The following is a 22,379-nucleotide window of genomic DNA, read 5'->3' on the forward strand; positions in this document are numbered from 1 at the left end:
AATCGTTGCGCGGTGCCTGCGGCGGGGGGCGCGTGGTCATCTGCGGGTGCGTTGTGGCTGGTCGCGCAGTTCCCCGCGCCCCTGTTTGCCTGCGGCGGCCCGTTGCGGTGTGTGGCCGGTTGCGGTCCTCGCCTCCGGCCGGTTTCTGAGTCGGGGCCGGGGCGGGGGGTGTCCGTCCTCGGTCCGGCCACCCGTTTCCGACGAGTGCGCTGTTGCCCGGTGCCGGACGCTGCGGGCGGACACCCCCCACCCCGTCCCCTCACCGCCGTACGCGACTGCACCGACGCCGTGGCGCGCCGCGCCTGCACGCCGTGGCGCGCGCAGCTGCGGCGGGTGCAGCGACGGGCGGCCGTCATGCCGACCAAGCTGCGGGCAGTCGTGCCTCCCCCAAGCTCTTCGAGCAGGGGGGACCCCCAGGGCGGCACGGGTGGGCTGGGGGTACCCCCCTGCACGTAGTACTTGGGGGAGGCACCCCGCCGGCGCCGGCGAGCGTCCCCACCCCCGGCCGGCCCAGACGCCGGGGCACCGGTCAACGCCGGGTGCAGGTCACGGGCAGACCTCGGCGGCGGCACAGCAGCGCTGCTGTGAGCAGGTATGGCGTCGCCAGCGCCGTGAACGCCATCGCGTGGCTTGCCTGAGTCGTCAGGGCCGCGTACGTGCCGTAGACCGCGATCGTCGTCACGTCCGTGCCCAGGCCGGCCAGAGACGTGACCGTCGCTCGTGTGGCGTCGTCGAGGCGTCGTTGGAGGCGGGCGTCCGCCAGGACCGTCGCCAGTTGGAAGCCCCCGAAGGCCACGGCCACCAGAGCCAGCCCGGCCGGGGTGCGGGCGAGCGCGCCCGTGACCAGGGCCAGCGCGGCCAAGGTCAGGAGGGCCGCCAGGCCGCGTGAGCGCAGGCGGGCGGCCGGGCCTGCGAGGAGGCCGCCCGCCGTGGCGCCGGCCCAGATCAGCAGGAGGTAGAAGGGCACCCCCGACTCCGGGACCCCGACCCCGCGGACCAGCAGCGGCGTGTACTCGTCGAGCGCGCCCCAGATCGCCGTCACCGCCGGCACCAGCAGCATCGCCGCCCGGACCCGGCGGCTCGCGCGGACCGTCGCCAGGCCGGAGCGCAGGGTCTCGGACCAGCCTTCCGAAGGCTCCGCGGCCGTGTGCCGGTGTTCCGGGAAGCCCGTGGCGACTGCCGTCGTCAGCAGACAGGCCAGGACGCTGGCCGCGCCGACCGCCGGGTAGCCGCCGGCCCGCAGCACCGGTCCGGCCAGGGCGGTCGCGGTCATCACGCCGAGCAGTCCGGCCGCCCGGGCCCGGCCCATCAGCCTGGGGTAGCGGTCGGCCGCGCCGAGCCGGTCCAGTTCGTCGTGGACCAGCGCTTCCAGGGCACCGGAGGCGAGGGCGCCTCGGGCGCCCCACAGGACGAATCCGAGCGCGAACGACCAGTACGCCGGCTGCCAGACCCACAGCGTGAAGCCGGCCGCCGCCAGCAGCGGCCCGCACCACAGCAGCAGGCGGCGGGAGACCGCGTCGGCCCATGCGCCGGAGGGGACCTCCAGCAGGACGCCGGTCGCCGCCCAGAGCGCGAACAGGGAGGAGATCTCGCCCACCGAGAGGCCGGTGTCGGTGAAGAGCAGGGCGTACACGGGGTAGAGCAGGACGCAGTCGTCCAGGAACGCGTACGCGTACAGGGTGAACGCGAGCCGTTGCGCGCGTGAGTGTGTCATGAGGCCTTCCCGCAGGGACGGATCGGACGCCGGACGTGCGGCGTCCGAGGCGGCCCTCGGGAGGCGCGGCGGGAGGATCAATGTCGCCAGGTCATGCAGCGATGGTAGGCCCGGTGGGCGTGGTCGTACAGGTGGTTTCCGGGGGAGTGCCCCCGCCTTCGTCTCCGCCGTACGGGGGGGGTGCCGTCGGTCCTGAGGAGGAGGCGCCGTGCGGCGGACGGGCGGGAGACTGGCCGCGAGCCGACCGTCTTGAGAAGGGGCCCTGGGATGGAACACACCGAGATCGCCGCTCTGCCGTTCGTCGACGAGCACGCGGCGCTGGTGGCGGCGGAACCGGACGCCGTGTGGCGGGCGCTGGGCACTTCGCTGGACGGTTCCGGGAGGCCGTGGACGCTGCTCACCCGGCTGCTCGGGTGCGCCGACCGCACCGCTTCCGGCCCCCGGCCTCCGGCCGAGGGGTCGACCCTGCGCGGGTTCCGGGTGGCCGTCGCGGATCCGGGGCGGGAGCTGGCACTCGTCGGGCGGCACCGGTTCGCGTCGTATGCGCTGATCTTCCGGCTGGAGGCGGTCGGTCCGCGGCAGACCCGGGTGCGGGCCGTGACGCGCGCCCGGTTCCCCGGTCCGGCCGGCGCCGTCTACCGGCGGCTGGTCATCGGCACGGGCGCGCACAGGGTGGCGGTGCGGCACATGCTGTCGGCGGTACGCGAACGCGCCCCGAAGGGGGCGCGGGGAACTGCGCGAACGGCCACGACGTAGCCGCGGTCGGCCGAGGACATGAACCCGGCGTCACCAGCGGAGCGTCAGGTCGGGGAACCCGACGAGAAGCGGCGCAGCAAGGGGGAGAGGACGAGGACCGACTTGGTGCGTTCCACGAACGGCTCCCCCGCGATGCGCTCCAGGACGCGCTCGAAGTGGCGCATGTCGGAGGCGAAGACCTGGGCGACCGCGTCCGCGTCGCCGGTGACGGTCGACGCGGCCACGACCTCCTGGTACCGCTCCAGGCCGCGCTTGATGGTGTCCGGCGAGGTGTTGCGGCGGCAGTAGATCTCGACGAACCCCTCGGTCTCCCAGCCGAGGGCCGCCGGGTCGACGCGGACGGTGAAGCCGGTGATGGCTCCGGTGGCCCGCAGCCGGTCCACGCGCCGTTTGACGGCGGGCGCGGACAGGCCGACGAGCTGCCCGATGTCCGCGTAGGAGCGGCGGGCGTCCTCGGCGAGGGCGTGCACGATGCGTTCGTCGAGATCGTTCAGCACGGGCGGTCGTTCACTTCACTTCTGGTCAGGCACGGCGAGGCGGGAGCGGCGGTAGCCGTAACTGAAGTAGAACACGAGCCCGACGGCCATCCAGACACCGAAGACCACCCAGGTGACGGACGAGAGGCTGCCCATCATCCAGACGCAGAAGAGGAAGCCCAGGGCCGGGAGGACCGGGGACAGCGGCACGCGGAAGGTGCGGTTCATCTCCGGGCGGGTGCGGCGCAGGACCACGACGGCGATGTTGACCAGCGCGAAGGCGAACAGGGTGCCGATGCTGGTGGCGTCGGCGAGCTGGCCGAGCGGGATCGCGGCGGCGAGGACGCCGCAGAACAGGGAGACGATCACCGTGTTGGCACGCGGAGCGCCGGTCTTCGGGTGGACCTTGGCGAAGATCTTGGGGACCAGGCCGTCGCGGGACATGGCGAACAGGATGCGGGTCTGGCCGTAGAGCACGGTCAGGACGACGCTGGCGATGGCGATCACCGCGCAGAACGCCAGCAGGGTGCCCCAGAAGCTCTGGCCGGTGACGTCCGTCATGATCTGGGCGAGCGCGGCCTCGGAGTCGTTGAACTTCCGCCACGGCTTCGCGCCGACGGCGACGGCGGCGACCAGCACGTACAGCGCGGTCACGATGACCAGCGACAGGATGATCGCGCGGGGCAGGTCACGCTGGGCGTTCTTGGCTTCCTCACCGGCGGTGGAGGCGGCGTCGAAGCCGATGTAGGAGAAGAACAGCGTGGCGCCGGCCGCGCTGACGCCGGCCATGCCGAGCGGCATGAAGTGGGAGTAGTTGCCGGACTTGAAGCCCATGAAGCCGATGGCGCAGAACAGGATCAGCGCGGCGATCTTCACACACACCATGATCGTGTTGGCCCGTGCGGACTCCTTGGCGCCGCCGAGCAGGAACACCATGGCGAGGACGACGACGATGAGGGCCGGCAGGTTGAAGATGCCGCCGTCGACGCCGGGCGGGTTGGCGAAGGCGGCCGGGATGGTCACGCCTATGGTGCCGTCCAGCAGCTCGTTCAGGTACTCGCCCCAGCCGACGGCCACGGCGGCGACCGAGACGCCGTACTCCAGCAGCAGGCACCAGCCGCAGACCCAGGCGACCAGCTCGCCCATGGTGGCGTAGGCGTACGAGTAGGAGGAGCCGGCGACCGGGATGGTGCCCGCCAGCTCTGCGTACGACAGGGCCGAGAAGAGGGCCGTGAGGCCGGCGATGACGAACGACAGGGTGACGGCCGGGCCCGCCTTGGGGACGGCCTCGCCGAGGACGACGAAGATGCCGGTGCCGAGGGTGGCACCGATGCTGATCATGGTCAGCTGCCACAGCCCCAGGGAGCGGCGGAGGCTGCCTCCCTCGCCCTGGCCGCCCTCGGCGACCAGGCGCTCCACGGGCTTGCGGCGCATGAGGCCGCCCAGTGGGGACACGGGGGCGGTCTTGGTGCTGTTCTGCGGGGGTGCGCCTTGGTCGAGCACGCGCGGCTCCTTATCGCTGCCGTTCAGGGGGCGGGGACCGGCGGCACCCCATCCCACGGGAACCACCGAGCGGGGTCCCCGCCACACCACGTTCAGCGCGACACTCTATGAGGCCGGACGTTGCCGCTGTAATGCAGCAACCTTGCGTGCATCCGCATGATCGTTGCGTTGCTCCGGGTCAGACGAATTTTCGTTGCGCCAGGGGTTTCGACCATTGCATCTGCACCCGTTTCAGCAGGTCGCGAGCCCCTTGACGAGGAAGGTGCAGGGATCGACCTGCTCGTGGGTCGTGCCGTCGTGGTCCTCGTACGTCCAGCGGTCGAGGTAGTCGGTCAGCCGGCGGTAACCGAGCCGCGCGTACAGGGCCGCCGCGCGCCGGTTGTCCCGGGCGACGCCCATACCGGCGCGGGGCAGGCCGCGCTCCCGGGCGAGGTCCTCGGCCGCCCGGATCAGGGCACTGCCGATGCCCCGGGATCGAAGGGGTTCGGGCCACACGGCCAGCCCGTTGATCTCCGGGCAGCCCGGCGCCGCCCGGCGCACCTCGGGGGCCTCACAGCCGGTCCAGCGCACCTCCGCGTGCCCGACGGGCCGCTCATCGAGCCAGGCGACGAGATACGTGCTCTGCCCGGCCTGCTGGCGCGCGTAGCGCCGGGCGTGGAACGAGGTCGCGGCCGGGGAGCCGATGTGCTCGTCGAGAAGGGCCACGTCGACGGCCCGGCAGACGGTGATGTCCATACGCCGACGGTAGGGCCCCGGCGACGCGAACGGCCCCCGGTTTTCGCCGGGGGCCGTGGGCGCGGGAGCCGCGGGGTCAGCTCCAGCTGGCGTGCAGCGGCTTGCCCTCGGCGTAACCGGCGGCGCTCTGGATGCCGACGATGGCGCGGTCGGCGAACTCCGCCAGGTTGTTGGCACCGGCGTAGGTGCAGGACGAGCGGACGCCCGCGATGATCGAGTCGATCAGGTCCTCGACGCCCGGGCGGGCCGGGTCGAGGAACATCCGCGAGGTGGAGATGCCCTCCTCGAACAGCGCCTTGCGGGCGCGGTCGTAGGCCGACTCCTCGGAGGTGCGGTTGCGCACGGCACGGGCGGACGCCATGCCGAAGGACTCCTTGTAGGCACGGCCCTGGGCGTCGTGCTGGAGGTCGCCCGGGGACTCGTAGGTGCCGGCGAACCAGGAGCCGATCATGACGTTGGACGCGCCGGCCGCGAGGGCCATGGCCACGTCGCGCGGGTGGCGGACACCGCCGTCGGCCCACACGTGCTTGCCGTACTTCTTCGCCTCGGCGGCGCACTCCAGCACGGCGGAGAACTGCGGCCGGCCGACGCCGGTCATCATGCGGGTGGTGCACATGGCGCCGGGGCCGACACCGACCTTGATGATGTCCGCGCCGGCGTCGATGAGGTCCTTGACGCCCTCGGCGGCGACGATGTTGCCGGCGACGATCGGCACCTGCGGGTCGAGCGCGCGCACCAGCTTCACGGCGCTGATCATCGACTCCTGGTGGCCGTGCGCCGTGTCGATGACGAGGGTGTCGACGCCCGCGTCCAGCAGCTGCTTGGCCTTGCCCGCCACGTCGCCGTTGATACCGACGGCGGCGGCGATGCGCAGCTTGCCCTTCGCGTCGACGGCGGGGCTGTACAGGGTGGCGCGCAGGGCGCCCTTGCGGGTGAGGATGCCGGCGAGGCGGCCGTCCCGGTCCACGGCCGGGGCGTAGCGCCGGTTGTGGTGGTCCAGGGTGTTGAAGGCCTCGCGCGGGTCGATGTCCGCGTCGAGCAGCAGCAGGTCCTTGGACATGACGACCTCGAGCTGCGTGAAGCGGTCCACGCCGGACAGGTCGGCGTCGGTGACGACACCGATGGGCCGCTGCTCCTCGTCGACGACCACGCCGGCGTTGTGCGACCGCTTGGGCAGCAGGGCGAGGGCGTCGGCGACGGTCTGGTGCGGGGCCAGCACGATCGGGGTGTCCAGCACGAGGTGGCGGCTCTTGACCCAGGAGACGACCTCGGTGACGACCTCGATCGGGATGTCCTGCGGGATCACCACGAGGCCGCCGCGGCGGGCCACCGTCTCGGCCATGCGGCGGCCGGCGATGGCGGTCATGTTGGCGACGACGAGCGGGATGGTGGTGCCCGTGCCGTCCGGGGAGCTGAGGTCCACGCCCTGACGCGAGCCGACCGCGGAGCGGCTCGGCACCATGAAGACGTCGTCGTACGTCAGGTCGTACGGGGGCTGGATGTCGTTGAGGAAACGCACGTGCTGCACATCCCAGTCGTTCAGAGGTGACCCCCGGACAGGTGTGCCAGGGGGAAAGAGCACGTACTTCATTCTCCCATGCCGACCGGACCGGGGGGCACAGTCGGTTCGTCCAGGCCGGTCAGGGACGCCCTTGGAGGATCATCCGAGAACCAGGGCCACGGTGACGGAAGTGGCCTGCGAGAACACCTCCCGCGCCGTCTCCCACTCGTCGGGGCGCGCTTGCGCGTACGGCTCCCAGTTCCGCACGAGGACCAGCGGCTCGCCTTCCCCGGGCCACAGGAGGGGGTCGGAGAGGACGTCGGCGAGGGCGTCCCAGTTGCGGCCGAACCAGTCCGGCAGCCGCAGGTCACGGGCGCAGCGGTCCATCAGTGCCACCTTGTCCGTGACCCCGCCGAGGTCCAGGGTGACCACGGCTTGCGTCATCTCAGTACCGCCCTGAACGAGTCGTAGTGGTCGTCGGTGTAGTACGTCTCGCGGCCCTGTCCGGTGACCAGGCGCCGGGCCCCGCGGTCGCGCGAGCCCGGCGTCGGGACGGTGTACTCGTGGTAGTAGCCGCGCGGGTGCCGCGGCAGCCGCCCCTCGACGTTGCCGAAGACGACCCCGTCCCTGGTGTACGGGAAGGGGCCGCCCCGGTCGATGAGGTCGAGGGTGTGCCGGGCCTCGGCCGGCAGGTCGGCCTCCTTGACGGTGGCCATGCCGTGCGCCCAGGGCGGGCCGGTCGAGGGGCCCTGGGTCGGGGAGCACCCGACCAGCAGGGCGAGGACGCACAGCAGCACCCGGGGGACGCACCGCAGAAGCATGCGTCCGATGCTGCCACGGCCGTCCCGTCCCACGCGTCGTCCGGCCGCGTCAGACTCCGTCGGGGTCCGCACGGTTGAGCGCCGGCTTCGGCGTCGGGCCCGCGGTCATCAGGTAGTCGGCGGCCGAGGTGTCGGTCACCAGGCTGGTGACGAGCCCGGAGCGCAGCACCGCGTCGATGGCGGACGCCTTGCGCTGGCCGCCCGCGATCGCCACGACCTCCGGGATACGGCGCAGCTGGTCGGCCTTGACCGTGATGCACCGCTCCCCCAGGTCACGTCCGACCCGGCGGCCCTCGGCGTCGAAGAGGTGCGCGGACATCTCCGCGGCCACGCCGAGCGAGGCGTAGTGGGCGCGCTCCTCCTCCGAGAGCATGTCGTGCACGGTGGAGATGCCCGGCTCCCAGGAACCGATGGAGACGCAGGCGACCGTGACCTTGTCGAAGTACTCGAAGGCCCGGGCGATCCCGGTCTGGTTGCGCAGCGCCACCGCGGTGGCCGCGTCCGGCAGCAGCATCGGCGCGTAGATGGGGTGGGCGTCGCCGCCGGAGACCTGCGCGGCGCGACGCACGGCCTCCACGGAGCCGCGCTCGGCGGTCCCGGCGTCGTACACGCCCGTCAGCTGCACGACCGTGCAGGGCGGCAGCCGGTCGAGGGCCGCGGCCATGTGGATGGTGGACCGGCCCCAGGCCAGGCCCAGTACGTCCCCCTCGTTCACCAGCTCGCCGAGCAGGTCGGCGGCGACCTCGCCCAGGTTCTCCGGGTCGGGGGTCTCCTCCGACTCGGGCGGGGACTCGACCACGACGGCGTGCCGCAGTCCGTAGCGGGCGCGGAGCGCGTCGGAGCGCTCGGCGTCCAGTTCGGCCGGCACCCGGATCTCGATGCGTACGAGGTCGCGTTCGAGGGCCGTCTCCAGGACCCGGGCCACCTTGAAGCGGCTGACGCCGAACTCCTCCGCGATCTGGATCTTGGACTTGCCCTCGAGGTAGAAGCGGCGGGCCATGGCCGCCGCCTGCACCAGCTCAGCGGGTCCCATCCGCATGGCTGACCGGCCCGCCGACATACCCGACACGGCGTTCTCCTCACTGCTGTTCACACTCTGGATTCGCCGTTCATCCTTGCAGATCCGGCGCGGTCGATCAGCCCTGATGGCGGTCGTTCACGTATCTGTCGGTCAGTGGTCGCATGCCCAGCTCGCCCGGGCGGTGGCCGACTCCGCCTGCCGGCGCAGGGCGCGGACCGCGTCCGCGGGGTCCTTGGCCCCGTAGACCGCGGACCCGGCGACGAACACGTCGGCGCCGGCGTCGGCGCACTGCTCGATCGTGGACGCGGAGACACCGCCGTCGACCTGGAGCCAGAGCTGGAGGCCGTGCTTGCCGATCAGCTCCCGGGTGCGGCGGATCTTCGGCAGCATGATGTCCAGGAAGGCCTGCCCGCCGAAGCCCGGCTCGACCGTCATGATCAGCAGCATGTCCAGCTCGGGCAGCAGATCCTCGTACGGCTCGATCGGCGTCGCCGGCTTCAGCGCCATGGAGGCACGGGCCCCCTTGGCGCGGATCTCCCGGGCGAGCCGCACGGGCGCGGCGGCCGCCTCGACGTGGAAGGTCACCGACCCGGCCCCGGCCTCGACGTACTGCGGCGCCCAGCGGTCGGGGTCCTCGATCATCAGATGGCAGTCCAGCGGGGTGTCCGTCGCACGGGCCAGGGACTCCACGATCGGCACGCCGAGCGTGAGGTTGGGGACGAAATGGTTGTCCATGACGTCGACGTGGAGCCAGTCGGCTCCCTCCACCGCCTTCGCCTCGTCCGCGAGGCGGGCGAAGTCGGCGGACAGGATGCTGGGGTTGATCTGCACGGCCATGGCCTAAGCCTGCCATGCCGCTGCGCTTGGCTGGAACGGCGGTCTCTTCCGGTTGTGTTTCGGCCGCGGGCCGGTGGGGGCCGGTCGCGCAGTTCCCCGCGCCCCCTTCGGGGCGCCGAGCTCGCGTGCGTCAGCCTGTTCGGCGGATCAAGGCCAGATACATCGCGTCCGTGCCGTGGATGTGAGGCCAGAGCTGGATGTCCGGGCCGTCGCCGAGGTCGGGGACCCCGGGGAGGAGGGGGCGGGCGTCGAGCAGCTCCGTGTCCGGGAACTGCTTGAGCACGTCGGCCACGACGGCCCTCGTCTCGGCCAGGTGCGGGGAGCACGTGGCATAGCCCACGACCCCGCCGACGCGTACCGATTCCAGGGCCGTGCGCAGCAGACCGCGCTGCAGGGGCGCGAAGGCGTCGAGGTCCTCGGGGCGGCGGCGCCAGCGGGCCTCGGGGCGGCGGCGCAGGGCGCCGAGGCCGGTGCAGGGGACGTCGACGAGGACCCGGTCGAAGCTGCCGGGGCGCCAGGCCGGCCGGGTGCCGTCGGCGGCGATGACCTGGTACGGGCCGGGGTTGCCGGCGAGCGCCTTGGCGACCAGCCCGGCACGGTGGGGCTGCTTCTCGGAGGCCAGCAGCGCGGCACCCCGTTCGGCGGCGAGGGCACCGAGGAGGGCGGCCTTGCCGCCGGGGCCCGCGCAGCCGTCCAGCCACAGCCGGTCGCGTCCCTCGACGGGCGCGTTCGCCAGCGCGAGTGCCACGAGCTGGCTGCCCTCGTCCTGCACGCCCGCGCGTCCCTCGCGCACCGCCTCCACGGCCCCCGGCTCGCCGCCCTCGGTGAGGCGTACGGCGTACGGCGACCAGCGCCCGGCCACCGCGGCCTCCTCGCGCAGCAGTTCCTCGGCGGTGGCCCGGCCGGGCCGGGCGACCAGGGTGACCTCGGGCCGTTCGTTGTCGGCCGCGAGCAGCCGCTCGATGCCCTCGCGGCCGCCGCCCAGGGAGTCCCACAGCGCGGAGACGACCCAGCGCGGGTGGGCGTGCACGACGGCGAGATGGTCCTCGGGGTCGTCGTCGTAGGGCGGGGCGACCTCGGCGAGCCAGGCGTCGAGGTCGCGCTGGGCGACCTTGCGCAGGACGGCGTTGACGAACTTGGCCCGGCCGTCGCCGAGCACCACCCGGGCGAGCTCCACCGTGGAGGACACAGCGGCGTGCGTGGGGATACGGGTGCCGAGCAGCTGGTGCGCGCCGAGGCTCAGCACGTCCAGCACCGGCGGGTCCACCTCGCGCAGCGGCCGGTCGACGCAGGCGGCGATGACGGCGTCGTACGTCCCCTGGCGGCGCAGCGTGCCGTAGACCAGCTCGGTGGCCAGAGCCGCGTCCCGCGCGTCGAACTTCTCCGGCCCCTCCTTCTCGCGGGCCTTGCGCAGCAGCGGGGGCAGCACGAGGTTGGCGTAGGCGTCGCGCTCGTCCACCGCGCGCAGCGCCTCGAAGGCGAGGATGCGCACGGGGTCCTTCTGGGGACGGCGGTAGGGCTTGGCGGGCTTGCGCGGCCTGCGGGAGGTGCCGGGGGTGTCGCTCACGAAAAAGGTGCTCCGGGTGTCAGAACGGGCTGTCCGTCCAGCCTACGTCCCGCAGGTGCCCGCGTTACGCGCCGAGGGTCTCCCCCGCGGCGATCCGCACCCCGCGCGCCCAGTCCGCCGCGCGCATCGGCTTCTTGCCCTGGGCCTGCACCCACAGCAGCTCCACGGCGTGCGAACCGGTGCCGACATGGACGTGGTTCTTGCCGATGTCGAGGGCGCCGGGAGCGAGGTCGGTGCGGTCGGTCAGCAGCGCCACCTGAATGAGCTTCAGGCGCTCGCCGCGGAAGGTGGTCCAGGCGCCGGGGGCCGGGGTGCAGCCGCGCACGACCCGGTCGACGCGCAGCGCGGGCGCGGCCCAGTCGACGCGGGCGTCCTCGACGGTGATCTTCGGTGCGAGGGTGACGCCGTCGGCGGGCTGCGGTACGGCCTTCAGCGTGCCGTCCTCGATGCCGTCCATGGTCGCGGCGAGCAGCCCGGCGCCGGCGAAGGCGAGCCGGGTGAGCAGGTCGCCGCTGGTGTCGGTGGGCCGGATCTCCTCGGTGACGGTGCCGTAGACGGGACCGGAGTCGAGTCCCTCCTCGATGAGGAAGGTGGAGGCGCCCGTGATCTGGTCGCCGGCCATGAGGGAGTGCTGCACGGGCGCGGCGCCGCGCCAGGCGGGCAGCAGCGAGAAGTGCAGGTTGACCCAGCCCTGCGCGGGGATGTCCAGCGCCACCCGGGGCAGCAGGGCGCCGTAGGCGACGACGGGGCAGCAGTCGGGGGCGATCTGCCGCAGCCGCTCGAGGAACTCCGGGTCGCGCGGCTTGGCGGGCTTGAGCACCTCGATCCCGGCCTCCTCCGCCCGCTCCGCCACGGGGGACGCCACCAGCCTGCGCCCCCGCCCGGCCGGCGCGTCGGGCCGGGTGACGACGGCGGCCACCTCGTGTCGCCCGGAGGCGAGCAGAGCGTCCAGGGCGGGAACGGCGACCTCGGGGGTACCGGCGAAGACGAGCTTCATGGGCGGGTTCGGACCTCTCGGACGACAGACGTGCGACGGGCAGCGCACCAGTCTATGACCCCGCCGGGACAGCCGCCGTGGGCGACCGGACGTGGGCCGTGACGGCTCGGTGGGCCATGACGGATCGGTGGGCCATGACGGGTCAGTGGGCCATGACGGGTCGGTGGGCCGTGACGGGTCGGTGGGCCCTGACGGGTCAGTGGGCCATGACGGGTCAGTGGGCCATGACGGGTCGGTGGGCCCGGTCGCCGCCGATCGGGCCCGGGTCGTGGCCGATCGGGCCGGGGCCGTCGACGGTCCGGCCGTCGACTGAGCCGTGCCGTCGGGCGAGGGCCGACGGCGATCGGCCCTGGGCCGTGGGCGATCAGGTCTGAGCCGTGGCCGATCGGGACCGGGGCCTTGGCCGATCGGGACCGGGGCCGTCGCCGATCGGCCCTGGGCCCTGGCCGATCGGGCCGTGACGGATCGGCAGGAGAAGGGCGGGCCGTCCTCCAGGGGCGCAGTCATATGCCCGCACGCCCCCACTGCGTGACCCGCGGAGCGATCCCGCGTTGGTCAAGGAAGAGTTGACCCCCTTCTCTTCATCGCCGGTTCGAGAGGCTTGTTCATGGCCGACCACGCAACCCACGACGCCCAGGCCCGGGCCAGCCTGCACTTGCTGGTGCGGGACATCGAGCGGGTCCGCCGGCAGGTGGACGCCCTGCGCACGCTCACCGCTCAGCTGGGCAACGTCTACCGCCCGCGCCGCTCCGGCCCCTCCACGGGGTTCGTCGTCTACGGACGCGCTCCCGCCCCGACGGTCCGCCTCGCCCAGGAGCTGCGGGACAGCGTCGAGACCCTTGTGACGGCCGCGGTCGACTTCGACCGCTCGCTCGGCTTCTCGTGGGACGCGGTGGGCTCCGCGCTCGGCGTCACCAAGCAGGCGGTCCACCGCCGTTACGGCTCGCGCCGCGCCCCCGCGCAGACCGCAGCCGAGGCCGAGCGCCCCGCGGAGTCGCCGGGCAGCCGCGCGGTGAGCGTGGGCACGGGGATCCCCGTCGTGCCCACGGTCCCGGCCGCCCGCTCCATGCCGACCCAGCCGACGGCGGGCAGCACCTCCCTGCGGGACGACGCCAGGCCGACGGCGTTCCCGGCCCCGCGCAACGGCTGACGCCCGCCCAGCGCCCGCGCGAGGTGACACACCGTCAACTGCCCTTCCGGAGGCGGCCTCCGGAAGGGCAGACCCCTGTCCGGGGCGGCGACGCACCACTGACGTCCGGTGCCCCCGCGCCCCGGACGCTCACCCGATGTCCGGTGGGTCGATCCGTACCCAGACCGGATCGCCTCCGCCCCGAGCCATCCGTGCCGCCTGCGCGGCCTTCAGCGCGGCGGCCAGCGCCGCCCCGCTGCCGGGCGGCACGCGGATCAGCACCCGCTCCCAGTGCTCCCCCGGTGGCGGCGCACCGGGCCTGCGCTGCCGCCCCGCTGCGGTGACCGGCACCGGGACAGGCCCCAGCACCTCCGCCTCCCTGGGCAGGTCGACCGCGCCGAGGAAGTCCGTCAGCGCCGCCACCGGTCCCGACACCGCCGCCATCCGCGACACGGGCGGGAAGCCCAGTTCGGCCCGCTCGGCGAGTTCGCGCACCGCGTGCCCGACGGGGTCCCAGCGCACCAGCGCCTGCACCGGCCGGGCGGTGGCCTCCGCGACGACGGCCACGGTCCCGCCGGCGCTCTGCGGCCGCACCAGCGCGGCGGCCGCGATCCAGCGCCGTAGGGCGTCCTCGCCCGCGCGCAGATCGGGCCGGCCGAGCATGGCCCAGCCGTCCAGCAGCAGCGCCGCCGCGTAGCCGCCCTCGGCGACGGGTTCCGCGCCGGGCGTGCTCACCACCAGCGCGGGCGCGGCCGGCACGGTGTCCAGCACGTGCTCCCGTCCCGAGGTGCGCACCGGGACGGCCGGGAACGCCCGGCCCAGCTCCTCGGCCGTGCGCCGCGCTCCGACGACCTGGGCGCGCAGCCGGAAGGAGCCGCACTCGGGGCAGTGCCAGCGCGTCTCCTCGCGCCCGCACCAGCCGCACCACAGCGACCCGCCGCCGCCCGATGCGTCCCGCGCCTCCAGCGGGCCCGAACAGTGCCGGCAGCGGGCGGGCTCACGGCACTGTGCGCAGGCCATCCGGGGTACGTATCCGCGGCGGGGCACCTGCACCAGCACCGGCCCCTGCCGCAGCCCCTCACGGGCCACCTGCCACGCGAGCGTCGGCAGCCGGGCGGCGCGTGCGGCCTCGTCCCGGGCGAGGTCGCTGTCACCGACGGTCCGCACGAGCGGCGCGGCGGCCCGCATCTGCTCGCGTACGGCGACGACCGGCCGCGCCCAGCCGCTCTCCACGAGCTGCGCCGCCTCGACCGTGCAGCTCCAGCCGCCGAGCAGGAAGGCGCATTTGTCCTGGGCGGCGCGCAGCAGCAGCACCTCGCGGGCGTGCGGCTGCGGGGCGTGCTGTTCGCTGTGGCTGTCGTCACCGTCGTCCCAGAGCGCGACCAGGCCCAGGTCGCGCACCGGCGCGAACATGGCGGCTCGGGTGCCGAGGACGGCCCGCACGGACCCACGGCGCACGGCGAGCCACTCCCGATACCGCTTCTCCGGCCCGGCGTCGGCGGTGAGGACCGCGTGCCGTCCCTCGCCGAGCAGGGCGGTCAGCGCGGCGTCGACGCGGGCCACGGCCCGGCCGTCCGGCAGAACGACCAGGGCCCCGCGTCCGGAGGCCAGCGTGGCGGCGACGGCACGGGCCAGCTCGTCGCTCCACTGCGGTCCCGGCAGCGCGTTCCAGACCGCGCGCGGCGCGCTCCCGGCGGCGAGGGCCTCCAGGAAGGCGGCTCCCCGCTCGTAACGGGCCCAGGAACCCGGCTCGGGGGCCTGTGGCGGGGGCAGCGGCTCGGGCGAGGGCCGCTGCTCGGCCCGCGCGCTGCGCGGCGGCACGGCGAGCTGCAGGACGTCGGCGAGGCTGCCGGCGTACCGGTCGGCGACGGCCCGCGCGAGGGCGAGCAGCTCGGCGCCGAGCACGGGCTCGGGTGAGACGACCTGGGCGAGCGCGGCGAGCGGTCCGGAGTAGTCGGACTCGGGGAGCCGCTCGATCAGGAACCCGTCGATCAGCCCGCCGCCCTCGCGGCGCCCCTCGCGCACCCGGTGCCGCCCGGCCCCGAAGCGGACGCGCACCCGCACGCCGGGCTGCGCTTCGGCGTCCAGCTCGGCGGGCACGGCGTAGTCGAAGTACCGGTCGAGGTGCAGCACGCCCTTGTCGACGAGGACCCGCGCGACCGGCAAGGTGGGTGCGAGCGCGGCGCCCCGCCAGGTCCGCGGCTTGGCCCGCGGCTCCTTGGCCTTGCGCACGCTCTCCCGGATGAGCGCGAGCTGCTCCGGGGGCGCCGCCTCGGCGCCCCCGCCACCCGTCCCGTTCTCGCTGCTCACGCCTGCATTCTTACCAAACCCCACTGACAACGCCGCCCACCCGCACCCGAGCCCCTCCCGGCACCGGCCGCCCAGAGCCCCGCCCCACCGTCCGCCGACCCGCACTCCCGGCCCGACCCACACACCGGACCCCGGCCGCAGACCGGCCCACGCCGGCCACCGGCCCCCTGCCCGCCGACCGCAGCCCGGCGCCGGGGCTCCGGATCCGGATGCAGACCGGCTCCACACGGCCACCGGCCCCCTGCCCGCCGACCGCAGCCCCCCACCCCCGGGCGCCAGCCCGGGAAGCCAGGCGCAGGCCGGCCCACCACGGCCGCCGGCCGGCCCACCGGGCACAGACCCGCCCACGCCAGGCGCAGCCGCTCCGTACGAGGGCGCCGTCCCACGGCCCGCCAGCCCACCCCGGCTGCCAGCCGACCCACCCGGCACAGACCCGCCCACGCCGGGCACAAACCCGTCGAAGCCCGGCACAGACCCATCCCCGCCCGGCACCCCCTCCGCCCGGCGCAGCCGCTCCGCACCACCCGCCGCCGCAAGACCCGCCGCCCGCCGCCCGCCGCCCCCGGCATGCCGAAGGCCCGGCTCCCCGCGGGGGAGCCGGGCCTCGGTGGGGCCGGATGCCGTTTACAGGCCGGCGGCCTTGCGCAGCGCGTCCACGCGGTCGGTGCGCTCCCACGTGAAGTCGGCCAGCTCACGGCCGAAGTGACCGTAGGCGGCCGTCTGGGCGTAGATCGGGCGCAGCAGGTCCAGGTCGCGGATGATCGCGGCCGGACGCAGGTCGAAGACCTCGTCGATGGCCTGCTCGATCTTCTCGACGTCGACCTTCTCCGTGCCGAAGGTCTCCACGAACAGACCCACCGGCTCGGCCTTGCCGATCGCGTACGCGACCTGCACCTCGCAGCGGGAGGCGAGCCCCGCGGCGACGACGTTCTTCGCGACCCAGCGCATCGCGTACGCCGCCGAGCGGTCCACCTTGGACGGGTCCTTGCCGGAGAAGGCGCCGCCGCCGTGGCGGGCCATGCCGCCGTAGGTGTCGATGATGATCTTGCGGCCGGTCAGGCCCGCGTCACCCATCGGGCCGCCGATCTCGAAGCGGCCGGTCGGGTTGACCAGCAGGCGGTAGCCCTCGGTGTCGATCTTGATGCCCTCGTCCAGCAGGGCCTTCAGCTCCGGCTCCACGACGAACTCGCGGATGTCGGGGGCGAGCAGCGACTCCAGGTCGATGTCGGAGGCGTGCTGGGAGGAGACCACGACGGTGTCGAGGCGGACCGCCTTCTCGCCGTCGTACTCGATGGTGACCTGCGTCTTGCCGTCCGGGCGCAGGTAGGGGATGGTGCCGTTCTTGCGGACCTCGGAGAGGCGCTTGGACAGGCGGTGCGCCAGGAAGATCGGCAGCGGCATCAGGGTCGGCGTCTCGTCGGACGCGTAGCCGAACATGAGGCCCTGGTCGCCCGCGCCCTGGCGGTCCAGCTCGTCCTCGTCGCCCTCGACTCGGGTCTCGTAGGCCGTGTCCACGCCCTGTGCGATGTCCGGGGACTGGGCGCCGATGGACACCGACACACCGCAGGAGGCGCCGTCGAAGCCCTTCTTGGAGGAGTCGTAGCCGATCTCGAGGATCTTGCTGCGGACCAGGGTGGCGATGTCCGCGTAGGCCTTGGTGGTGACCTCGCCGGCCACGTGCACCAGGCCGGTGGTGATCAGCGTCTCGACGGCGACGCGGGAGGACGGGTCCTCCCGCAGGAGCGCATCGAGGATGGTGTCGCTGATCTGGTCAGCGATCTTGTCGGGGTGACCCTCGGTCACGGACTCCGAGGTGAACAGGCGACGGGACACAACGCTCCCTGGGGTTGCAGCGGCTGCTGGCTGATCGGTGGCGGACGGGTCGGGGGCTGCGCCCGGCTCCGTCCGTGAACAGTTTATCGGTCAGGCTCGGCCGCCGGGGCACGTGTCTCGCCACTCGGGAGTCGTGTGACCTGCGGCACAGGCATTCTGCCGAATGCCGACCGGGCTTGGCCAGGGCGGGCGAGTACCCGATGGGGTGGGTCGCGGCCGCCAACCGGCCCAACCGGGGCTCACTCGAGGCGCTCGGCCACGAGGTCCCACACGGTGTCGGCGAGCGCCTCCTTGGGGCCGTACGGGACGGGCGTCTCGCTGCCGTCGGCGCCGAGGACGACCGCCTCGTTCTCCTCGGAGCCGAAGGTCTTGCGCTCCCCCACCTCGTTGACCACGAGCAGGTCACAGCCCTTGCGGCGCAGCTTGGTGCGGCCGTTGGCCAGCACGTCGTCGGTCTCGGCGGCGAAGCCGACGATCACCTGGCCGGCCCGGGCGCGGTCGCCCGAGATCTCCGCGAGGATGTCCGGATTGCGCACCAGGACGATCGGCTCGGGCTCCTGCCCGTCCTTCTTCTTGATCTTCCCTGCGGCGTAGACGGCCGGCCGGAAGTCGGCGACGGCGGCGGCCATCACCACGGCGTCGGCGTCCGCGGCGGCCTTGAGCACCGCCTCACGCAGCTGCACGGCCGTGCCGACGGGGACGACGTCCACGCCGGCCGGGTCGGGCAGCGTGCCCGTGTTGGCGGCGACCAGGGTGACCCGGGCGCCGCGCGCGGCGGCGGTGCGGGCGAGGGCGTAGCCCTGCTTGCCGGAGGAGCGGTTGCCGAGGAAGCGAACCGGGTCCAGGGGCTCGCGGGTACCGCCGGCGCTGATCACGACATGGCGTCCGGCGAGGTCGGGCTCGCGCACACCCCGCGCGAGGACGCGGCGGCAGACCTCGAAGATCTCGGCCGGGTCGGGCAGCCGGCCCTTGCCGGTGTCGACGCCGGTGAGCCGGCCGACGGCGGGTTCGATGACGACGGCGCCGCGCCGGCGCAGCGTGGCCACGTTCTCCTGGGTGGCGGGGTGTTCCCACATCTCGGTGTGCATGGCGGGCGCGAAGACGACCGGGCAGCGCGCGGTGAGCAGCGTGTTGGTCAGCAGGTCGTCGGCGATGCCGTGGGCGGCCTTGGCGAGCATGTCGGCCGTGGCGGGGGCGACGACGACCAGGTCGGCCCGCTGGCCGATGCGCACGTGCGGGACCTCGTGGACGGCGTCCCAGACCTCGGTGGAGACGGGGTTGCCGGACAGCGCCGACCAGGTGGCCGCGCCGACGAAGTGCAGCGCGGAGGCGGTGGGGACGACACGGACGTCGTGACCCGACTCGGTGAACCGGCGCAGCAGCTCGCACGCCTTGTAGGCGGCGATACCGCCGCTGACCCCCAGTACGACCTTCGGCTTGTCCACCGTCACTCCCCGGACCTCGGAAAACGTCTGAACCCCATGAGACACCACAGGCCCGGCAGCGTGACTGCCGGGCCTGTGGAAAAACCCACTGCGGTGTGCAGATATGACTTACTGGCCCGGGCCCTCGACGGCCTCGGAGGTCAGCAGACCCGCGTTGATCTCACGCAGGGCGATCGAGAGCGGCTTCTCGTGGACGTGCGTGTCCACGAGGGGACCGACGTACTCGAGGAGACCCTCGCCGAGCTGCGAGTAGTACGCGTTGATCTGGCGGGCCCGCTTGGCCGCGTAGATCACGAGGCTGTACTTCGAGTCGGTGGCCTCGAGGAGCTCGTCGATCGGCGGGTTGATGATGCCCTCGGGCGCGGAGATGGAAGAGGACACGCTCTACCTTCCGATGGATGGGAAAAAACAGTCAGGGTGACCAGTTCTGATCACACTCAGTTCTGATCACACCGAGGTGACCAGTTCTGATCACACAACGTCCATCAAGGCTAGCAGCTCGCGCGCCACGTCCTCGACGGAGGTGTTGACCAGGGTCCTGTCGAACTCCGGCTCGGCGGCCAGTTCGGTCCTGGCCACCCCGAGGCGGCGCTCGATGACCTCCGGCGGTTCGGTGCCCCGGCCGGTCAGCCTGCGCACCAGCTCCTCCCAGGAGGGAGGCGCCAGGAACACCAGCTGGGCGTCGGACATCGACTCCCGGACCTGGCGGGCGCCCTGGAGGTCGATCTCCAGCAGGACGGGCTCGCCGTTCTCCAGCCGCTCCAGCACGGCCGCGCGCGGCGTGCCGTAACGGTTGCCGGCGAACTCGGCCCACTCCAGCAGCTCGCCGTTGGCGATCAGCTTGTCCATCTCCTCGTCGGTGACGAAGAAGTAGTGGACTCCATGCTGCTCGCCGGGGCGGGGCTTGCGGGTCGTCGCCGACACCGAGAGCCAGACCTCGGGGTGTTCTTTGCGCATATGAGCGACGACCGTGCTCTTGCCGACCCCCGAGGGGCCGGAGAGCACGGTCAGCCGCGGACGGACGTCCGGGGGCTCGGGGGTCGTCCCCCGGGGTGTTACAGCCATGCAGCGATTATTCCAGCAATCCCGGAGTGCCCGGGACTCCCTTCCCGGCGAGCACCGGTTCAGGAACCCGTGCTGCCGAACTCACGCTCCAGGGAAGCGATCTGGTTCGAGCCGAGGCCGCGCACACGACGGCTCTCGGAGATACCGAGTCGCTCCATGATCTGCTTGGCGCGGACCTTGCCCACGCCGGGCAGGGACTCCAGCAGGGCGGAGACCTTCATCTTGCCGATGACGTCGTTCTCCTGACCCTGCTTGATGACCTCGTGCAGGGAGGCGCCGGAGTGCTTCAGTCGATTCTTGACCTCGGCCCGCTCCCGGCGAGCCGCGGCGGCCTTTTCGAGCGCGGCTGCGCGCTGTTCGGGGGTAAGGGGCGGAAGAGCCACGCCTACGTCACCTCGGATGTCGAACTGTCGGATACGGACCGGTGAGGAACCTAGTACGCCCCACACCTGGGGAGCCACGAGCAACACGCTCGCCCGTTCTCCCCCACAGCCTTGGGGGCGTGGGTGGTGCCCCCACACGTCGGAGACTAGCGGTCAAGTCCGCCAGAGTCAGCGAGAACAGCGGAAAAGTCCTGGTCAGCCTCCGCCAGGACGGACATTTAGGACATATTGCCCCGGATTTGAGGCTGTATCCATACTCAAGTCACCTCAGAAGTCCTCGCCGGACCGCTCCGGCGAGGACTCGGGGCTCTCAGGCGGCGGCCACCGCGGCGCGGACGTCGTCTGCGAAGCGTTGCGCCGCGTCACGCAGAGCGACGACGTCGGGGCCGTGGCGCAGCACGCCCCGGCTGACGTTCGGCACCACGTTGCGCGCCACGGCGCCGAAGACCTGCGGAAGGTCCGCCGGGGTCGCGCCCTGCGCGCCGATGCCGGGCGCGAGGAGCGGCCCGTTGATGTCCAGGTCGTACGACGACAGGTCGCCGAGCGTGGCGCCCACGACCGCGCCGAAGGAGCCGAGGGGCTCCTCCCCGGCGTTCTCGGCCGCCAGGTGCGCCAGCATGGTCGCGCCCACGCTGCGGCCGTCGGCGCGCACCGCGTGCTGCACCTCGCCGCCCTCCGGGTTCGACGTGAGCGCCAGCACGAACAGGCCGGCCCCGCTCTCGCGGGCGAGCGCGACGGCCGGGCTCAGCGAGCCGTAGCCGAGGTAGGGCGAGACGGTCAGGGCGTCGGAGAACAGCGGGGAGTCCTTGTGCAGGAACGCCTCGGCGTACGCGGCCATGGTGGAGCCGATGTCGCCGCGCTTGGCGTCCATGACGACCAGCGCACCGGCCGCCCGCGCCTCCTCGACCGCCTTCTCCAGCACGGCCACGCCGCGCGAGCCGAACCGCTCGAAGAAGGCGGCCTGCGGCTTCAGGACGGCCACCCGGTCCGCCACGGCCTCGACGACCGTGCGGCTGAACCGCTCCAGACCGGCCACGTCGTCGTTCAGGCCCCACTCGGTGAGCAGGGAGGCGTGCGGGTCGATGCCGACGCACAGCGGACCGCGCTCGTCCATGGCGTGGCGCAGCCGGGTGCCGAAGGGCTCGTGCGACATCATGCGGACTTCCTCACGTCGGCGCCGACCGCGTCGGCGAGGGTGGCGTACGGGCTGGTGCGCAGGCGTGCGGCGAGTCCCTTGTGGAGCGCGCGCATCCAGAAGGGGCCCTCGTAGATGAAGGCGCTGTAGCCCTGGACGAGGGTGGCGCCGGCCAGGATGCGCTGCCAGGCGTCCTCGGCGTTCTCGACGCCGCCGACGCCCACCAGCGTGATGCGGTCGCCCACGCGCGCGTACAGGCGGCGCAGGACCGCCAGGGAGCGCTCCTTGAGCGGGGCGCCGGACAACCCGCCGGTCTCCTTGACCAGGGACGGCGCCGAGCGCAGGCCGAGGCCGTCGCGGGCGATGGTGGTGTTGGTGGCGATGATGCCGTCCAGGCCCAGCTCCACGGCCAGGTCGGCGACGGCGTCGATGTCCTCGTCGGCCAGGTCGGGCGCGATCTTGACCAGCAGCGGGACACGGCGTGCGGTGACCGCGCGGTCGGCGGCCTCGCGCACGGCGGTCAGCAGCGGGCGCAGCGCCTCGGTGGCCTGGAGGTTGCGCAGACCGGGGGTGTTCGGCGAGGAGACGTTGACGACCAGGTAGTCGGCGTACGGTGCGAGCCGCTCGGCGGACTTCACGTAGTCGGTGACCGCCTCCTCCTCGGGGACGACCTTGGTCTTGCCGATGTTGACGCCGACGACGGTCTTGAAGACGGGGTTGCGGGAGGCCAGGCGGGCCGCGACGGCCAGCGAGCCGTCGTTGTTGAAGCCCATGCGGTTGATCAGCGCCCGGTCCTGGACCAGGCGGAACAGCCGCTTCTTGGGGTTGCCGGGCTGCGGCTCGCCGGTGACCGTGCCGATCTCGACGTGGTCGAAGCCGAGCATCGCCATGCCGTCGATCGCCACGGCGTTCTTGTCGAAGCCTGCGGCGAGCCCGACGGGGCCGTGCATGCGCAGCCCCAGGGCCTCGGTGCGCAGCTCCTTGTGGCGGGGGGCCAGGGCGGCGGCGACGAAGGTCCGCAGGACCGGGACGCGGACGGCGAGCCGGATCCAGCGGAAGGCCAGGTAGTGGGCCTGCTCGGGGTCCATGCGCGCGAAGAAGAGCTTGAAGAAGATCTTGTACATGGGTGTCGGTGTCCTCATGAAGAGGGG

21 protein-coding genes are annotated in these 22,379 nt (G+C 73.2%); 2 read left to right on the forward strand and 19 right to left on the reverse strand.

Annotated elements, in window-relative coordinates; all coding sequences use genetic code 11:
* Positions 1-529: 529 nt before the first annotated feature.
* A complete protein-coding gene (locus tag ACZ64A_RS35160; RefSeq protein WP_469816002.1) occupies positions 530-1,714 on the reverse strand; it encodes an MFS transporter in 1,185 nt (394 codons plus the stop codon).
* Positions 1,715-1,981: 267 nt separating this feature from the next.
* Between ACZ64A_RS35160 and ACZ64A_RS35165 the strand changes: the two genes are divergently transcribed.
* Positions 1,982-2,470 carry a hypothetical protein gene (locus tag ACZ64A_RS35165; RefSeq protein WP_469816003.1) on the forward strand — a complete coding sequence of 163 codons (489 nt, stop codon included), beginning with the start codon at positions 1,982-1,984 and terminating at the stop codon, positions 2,468-2,470.
* A 44-nt stretch (positions 2,471-2,514) separates the two neighbouring features.
* Here the strand turns inward: ACZ64A_RS35165 and ACZ64A_RS35170 are convergent, their stop codons facing one another.
* From ACZ64A_RS35170 to fmt, 10 genes are all read right to left on the reverse strand, one after another.
* A complete protein-coding gene (locus tag ACZ64A_RS35170; RefSeq protein ID WP_361635011.1) occupies positions 2,515-2,967 on the reverse strand; it encodes an Lrp/AsnC family transcriptional regulator in 453 nt (150 codons plus the stop codon).
* A gap of 15 nt (positions 2,968-2,982) precedes the next feature.
* Positions 2,983-4,449 (reverse strand): amino acid permease, encoded by a 1,467-nt coding sequence (locus ACZ64A_RS35175; protein WP_469816004.1) that lies wholly within the window; start codon positions 4,447-4,449, stop codon positions 2,983-2,985.
* A gap of 231 nt (positions 4,450-4,680) precedes the next feature.
* Positions 4,681-5,184 (reverse strand): GNAT family N-acetyltransferase, encoded by a 504-nt coding sequence (locus ACZ64A_RS35180; protein WP_469816005.1) that lies wholly within the window; start codon positions 5,182-5,184, stop codon positions 4,681-4,683.
* A gap of 76 nt (positions 5,185-5,260) precedes the next feature.
* Positions 5,261-6,703: a GuaB1 family IMP dehydrogenase-related protein gene (locus ACZ64A_RS35185; RefSeq protein ID WP_469816029.1), complete on the reverse strand. Its 1,443-nt coding sequence runs from the start codon at positions 6,701-6,703 to the stop codon at positions 5,261-5,263.
* Between the two features lie 141 nt (positions 6,704-6,844).
* A complete protein-coding gene (locus ACZ64A_RS35190) occupies positions 6,845-7,129 on the reverse strand; it encodes a barstar family protein (RefSeq protein ID WP_469816006.1) in 285 nt (94 codons plus the stop codon).
* On the reverse strand, positions 7,126-7,506 hold the full coding sequence (locus ACZ64A_RS35195; protein ID WP_469816007.1) for a guanyl-specific ribonuclease: 381 nt from the start codon (positions 7,504-7,506) through the stop codon (positions 7,126-7,128). Before ACZ64A_RS35195 ends, ACZ64A_RS35190 begins: the two co-directional genes overlap by 4 nt.
* Before the next feature lie 49 nt (positions 7,507-7,555).
* Complete coding sequence (locus ACZ64A_RS35200; protein ID WP_469816008.1) at positions 7,556-8,599, reverse strand: sugar-binding transcriptional regulator; 1,044 nt, start codon at positions 8,597-8,599, stop codon at positions 7,556-7,558.
* Positions 8,600-8,677: 78 nt separating this feature from the next.
* Entirely contained in the window at positions 8,678-9,364 is a 687-nt protein-coding gene (rpe, locus tag ACZ64A_RS35205; RefSeq protein WP_469816009.1) for a ribulose-phosphate 3-epimerase, read from the reverse strand.
* Positions 9,365-9,494: 130 nt separating this feature from the next.
* The gene (locus ACZ64A_RS35210) at positions 9,495-10,931 is read right to left on the reverse strand and encodes an RsmB/NOP family class I SAM-dependent RNA methyltransferase (protein WP_469816010.1); all 1,437 of its coding nucleotides are present in this window, start codon (positions 10,929-10,931) and stop codon (positions 9,495-9,497) included.
* A 64-nt stretch (positions 10,932-10,995) separates the two neighbouring features.
* Entirely contained in the window at positions 10,996-11,928 is a 933-nt protein-coding gene (fmt, locus tag ACZ64A_RS35215) for a methionyl-tRNA formyltransferase (protein WP_469816011.1), read from the reverse strand.
* Positions 11,929-12,535: 607 nt separating this feature from the next.
* On the opposite strand from fmt, the gene ACZ64A_RS35220 reads away from it, so the two are divergent.
* A complete protein-coding gene (locus ACZ64A_RS35220) occupies positions 12,536-13,078 on the forward strand; it encodes a hypothetical protein (RefSeq protein WP_469816012.1) in 543 nt (180 codons plus the stop codon).
* A 129-nt stretch (positions 13,079-13,207) separates the two neighbouring features.
* Here ACZ64A_RS35220 and ACZ64A_RS35225 read toward each other — a convergent pair whose 3' ends face one another.
* The 8 genes from ACZ64A_RS35225 to ACZ64A_RS35260 form a co-directional block, all read right to left on the reverse strand.
* A complete protein-coding gene (locus ACZ64A_RS35225) occupies positions 13,208-15,367 on the reverse strand; it encodes a primosomal protein N' (protein WP_469816013.1) in 2,160 nt (719 codons plus the stop codon).
* Between the two features lie 624 nt (positions 15,368-15,991).
* Positions 15,992-17,200, reverse strand: a complete 1,209-nt coding sequence (metK, locus tag ACZ64A_RS35230) for a methionine adenosyltransferase (RefSeq protein WP_469816014.1) — start codon at positions 17,198-17,200, stop codon at positions 15,992-15,994.
* A gap of 239 nt (positions 17,201-17,439) precedes the next feature.
* Positions 17,440-18,645 (reverse strand): bifunctional phosphopantothenoylcysteine decarboxylase/phosphopantothenate--cysteine ligase CoaBC, encoded by a 1,206-nt coding sequence (gene coaBC / locus ACZ64A_RS35235; protein WP_469816015.1) that lies wholly within the window; start codon positions 18,643-18,645, stop codon positions 17,440-17,442.
* A 108-nt stretch (positions 18,646-18,753) separates the two neighbouring features.
* Positions 18,754-19,026: a DNA-directed RNA polymerase subunit omega gene (rpoZ, locus tag ACZ64A_RS35240; protein ID WP_004933985.1), complete on the reverse strand. Its 273-nt coding sequence runs from the start codon at positions 19,024-19,026 to the stop codon at positions 18,754-18,756.
* Between the two features lie 90 nt (positions 19,027-19,116).
* Positions 19,117-19,710, reverse strand: a complete 594-nt coding sequence (gene gmk, locus ACZ64A_RS35245; protein ID WP_469816016.1) for a guanylate kinase — start codon at positions 19,708-19,710, stop codon at positions 19,117-19,119.
* A gap of 59 nt (positions 19,711-19,769) precedes the next feature.
* Positions 19,770-20,093 carry an integration host factor gene (locus tag ACZ64A_RS35250; protein WP_003977346.1) on the reverse strand — a complete coding sequence of 108 codons (324 nt, stop codon included), beginning with the start codon at positions 20,091-20,093 and terminating at the stop codon, positions 19,770-19,772.
* A 310-nt stretch (positions 20,094-20,403) separates the two neighbouring features.
* Positions 20,404-21,249 carry an orotidine-5'-phosphate decarboxylase gene (gene pyrF / locus ACZ64A_RS35255; RefSeq protein ID WP_469816017.1) on the reverse strand — a complete coding sequence of 282 codons (846 nt, stop codon included), beginning with the start codon at positions 21,247-21,249 and terminating at the stop codon, positions 20,404-20,406.
* Positions 21,246-22,352, reverse strand: coding sequence for a quinone-dependent dihydroorotate dehydrogenase (locus ACZ64A_RS35260; protein ID WP_469816018.1), 1,107 nt, complete (start codon positions 22,350-22,352; stop codon positions 21,246-21,248). The genes pyrF and ACZ64A_RS35260 overlap by 4 nt, the downstream gene beginning before the upstream one ends.
* Positions 22,353-22,379: the final 27 nt, after the last annotated feature.

Source organism: Streptomyces sp. NPDC104814 (genome assembly GCF_055583185.1).

Excerpts from the sequence above, each read along its gene's own strand:
- ACZ64A_RS35160 (WP_469816002.1), bottom strand. The coding sequence starts at position 1,714 with ATGACACACTCACGCGCGCAACGGCTCGCGTTCACCCTGTACGCGTAC.
- ACZ64A_RS35165 (WP_469816003.1), top strand. The coding sequence starts at position 1,982 with ATGGAACACACCGAGATCGCCGCTCTGCCGTTCGTCGACGAGCACGCG.
- ACZ64A_RS35180 (WP_469816005.1), bottom strand. The coding sequence starts at position 5,184 with ATGGACATCACCGTCTGCCGGGCCGTCGACGTGGCCCTTCTCGACGAG.
- ACZ64A_RS35190 (WP_469816006.1), bottom strand. The coding sequence starts at position 7,129 with ATGACGCAAGCCGTGGTCACCCTGGACCTCGGCGGGGTCACGGACAAG.
- ACZ64A_RS35195 (WP_469816007.1), bottom strand. The coding sequence starts at position 7,506 with ATGCTTCTGCGGTGCGTCCCCCGGGTGCTGCTGTGCGTCCTCGCCCTG.
- rpe (WP_469816009.1), bottom strand. The coding sequence starts at position 9,364 with ATGGCCGTGCAGATCAACCCCAGCATCCTGTCCGCCGACTTCGCCCGC.
- fmt (WP_469816011.1), bottom strand. The coding sequence starts at position 11,928 with ATGAAGCTCGTCTTCGCCGGTACCCCCGAGGTCGCCGTTCCCGCCCTG.
- ACZ64A_RS35220 (WP_469816012.1), top strand. The coding sequence starts at position 12,536 with ATGGCCGACCACGCAACCCACGACGCCCAGGCCCGGGCCAGCCTGCAC.
- gmk (WP_469816016.1), bottom strand. The coding sequence starts at position 19,710 with ATGGCTGTAACACCCCGGGGGACGACCCCCGAGCCCCCGGACGTCCGT.
- pyrF (WP_469816017.1), bottom strand. The coding sequence starts at position 21,249 with ATGATGTCGCACGAGCCCTTCGGCACCCGGCTGCGCCACGCCATGGAC.
- ACZ64A_RS35260 (WP_469816018.1), bottom strand. The coding sequence starts at position 22,352 with ATGTACAAGATCTTCTTCAAGCTCTTCTTCGCGCGCATGGACCCCGAG.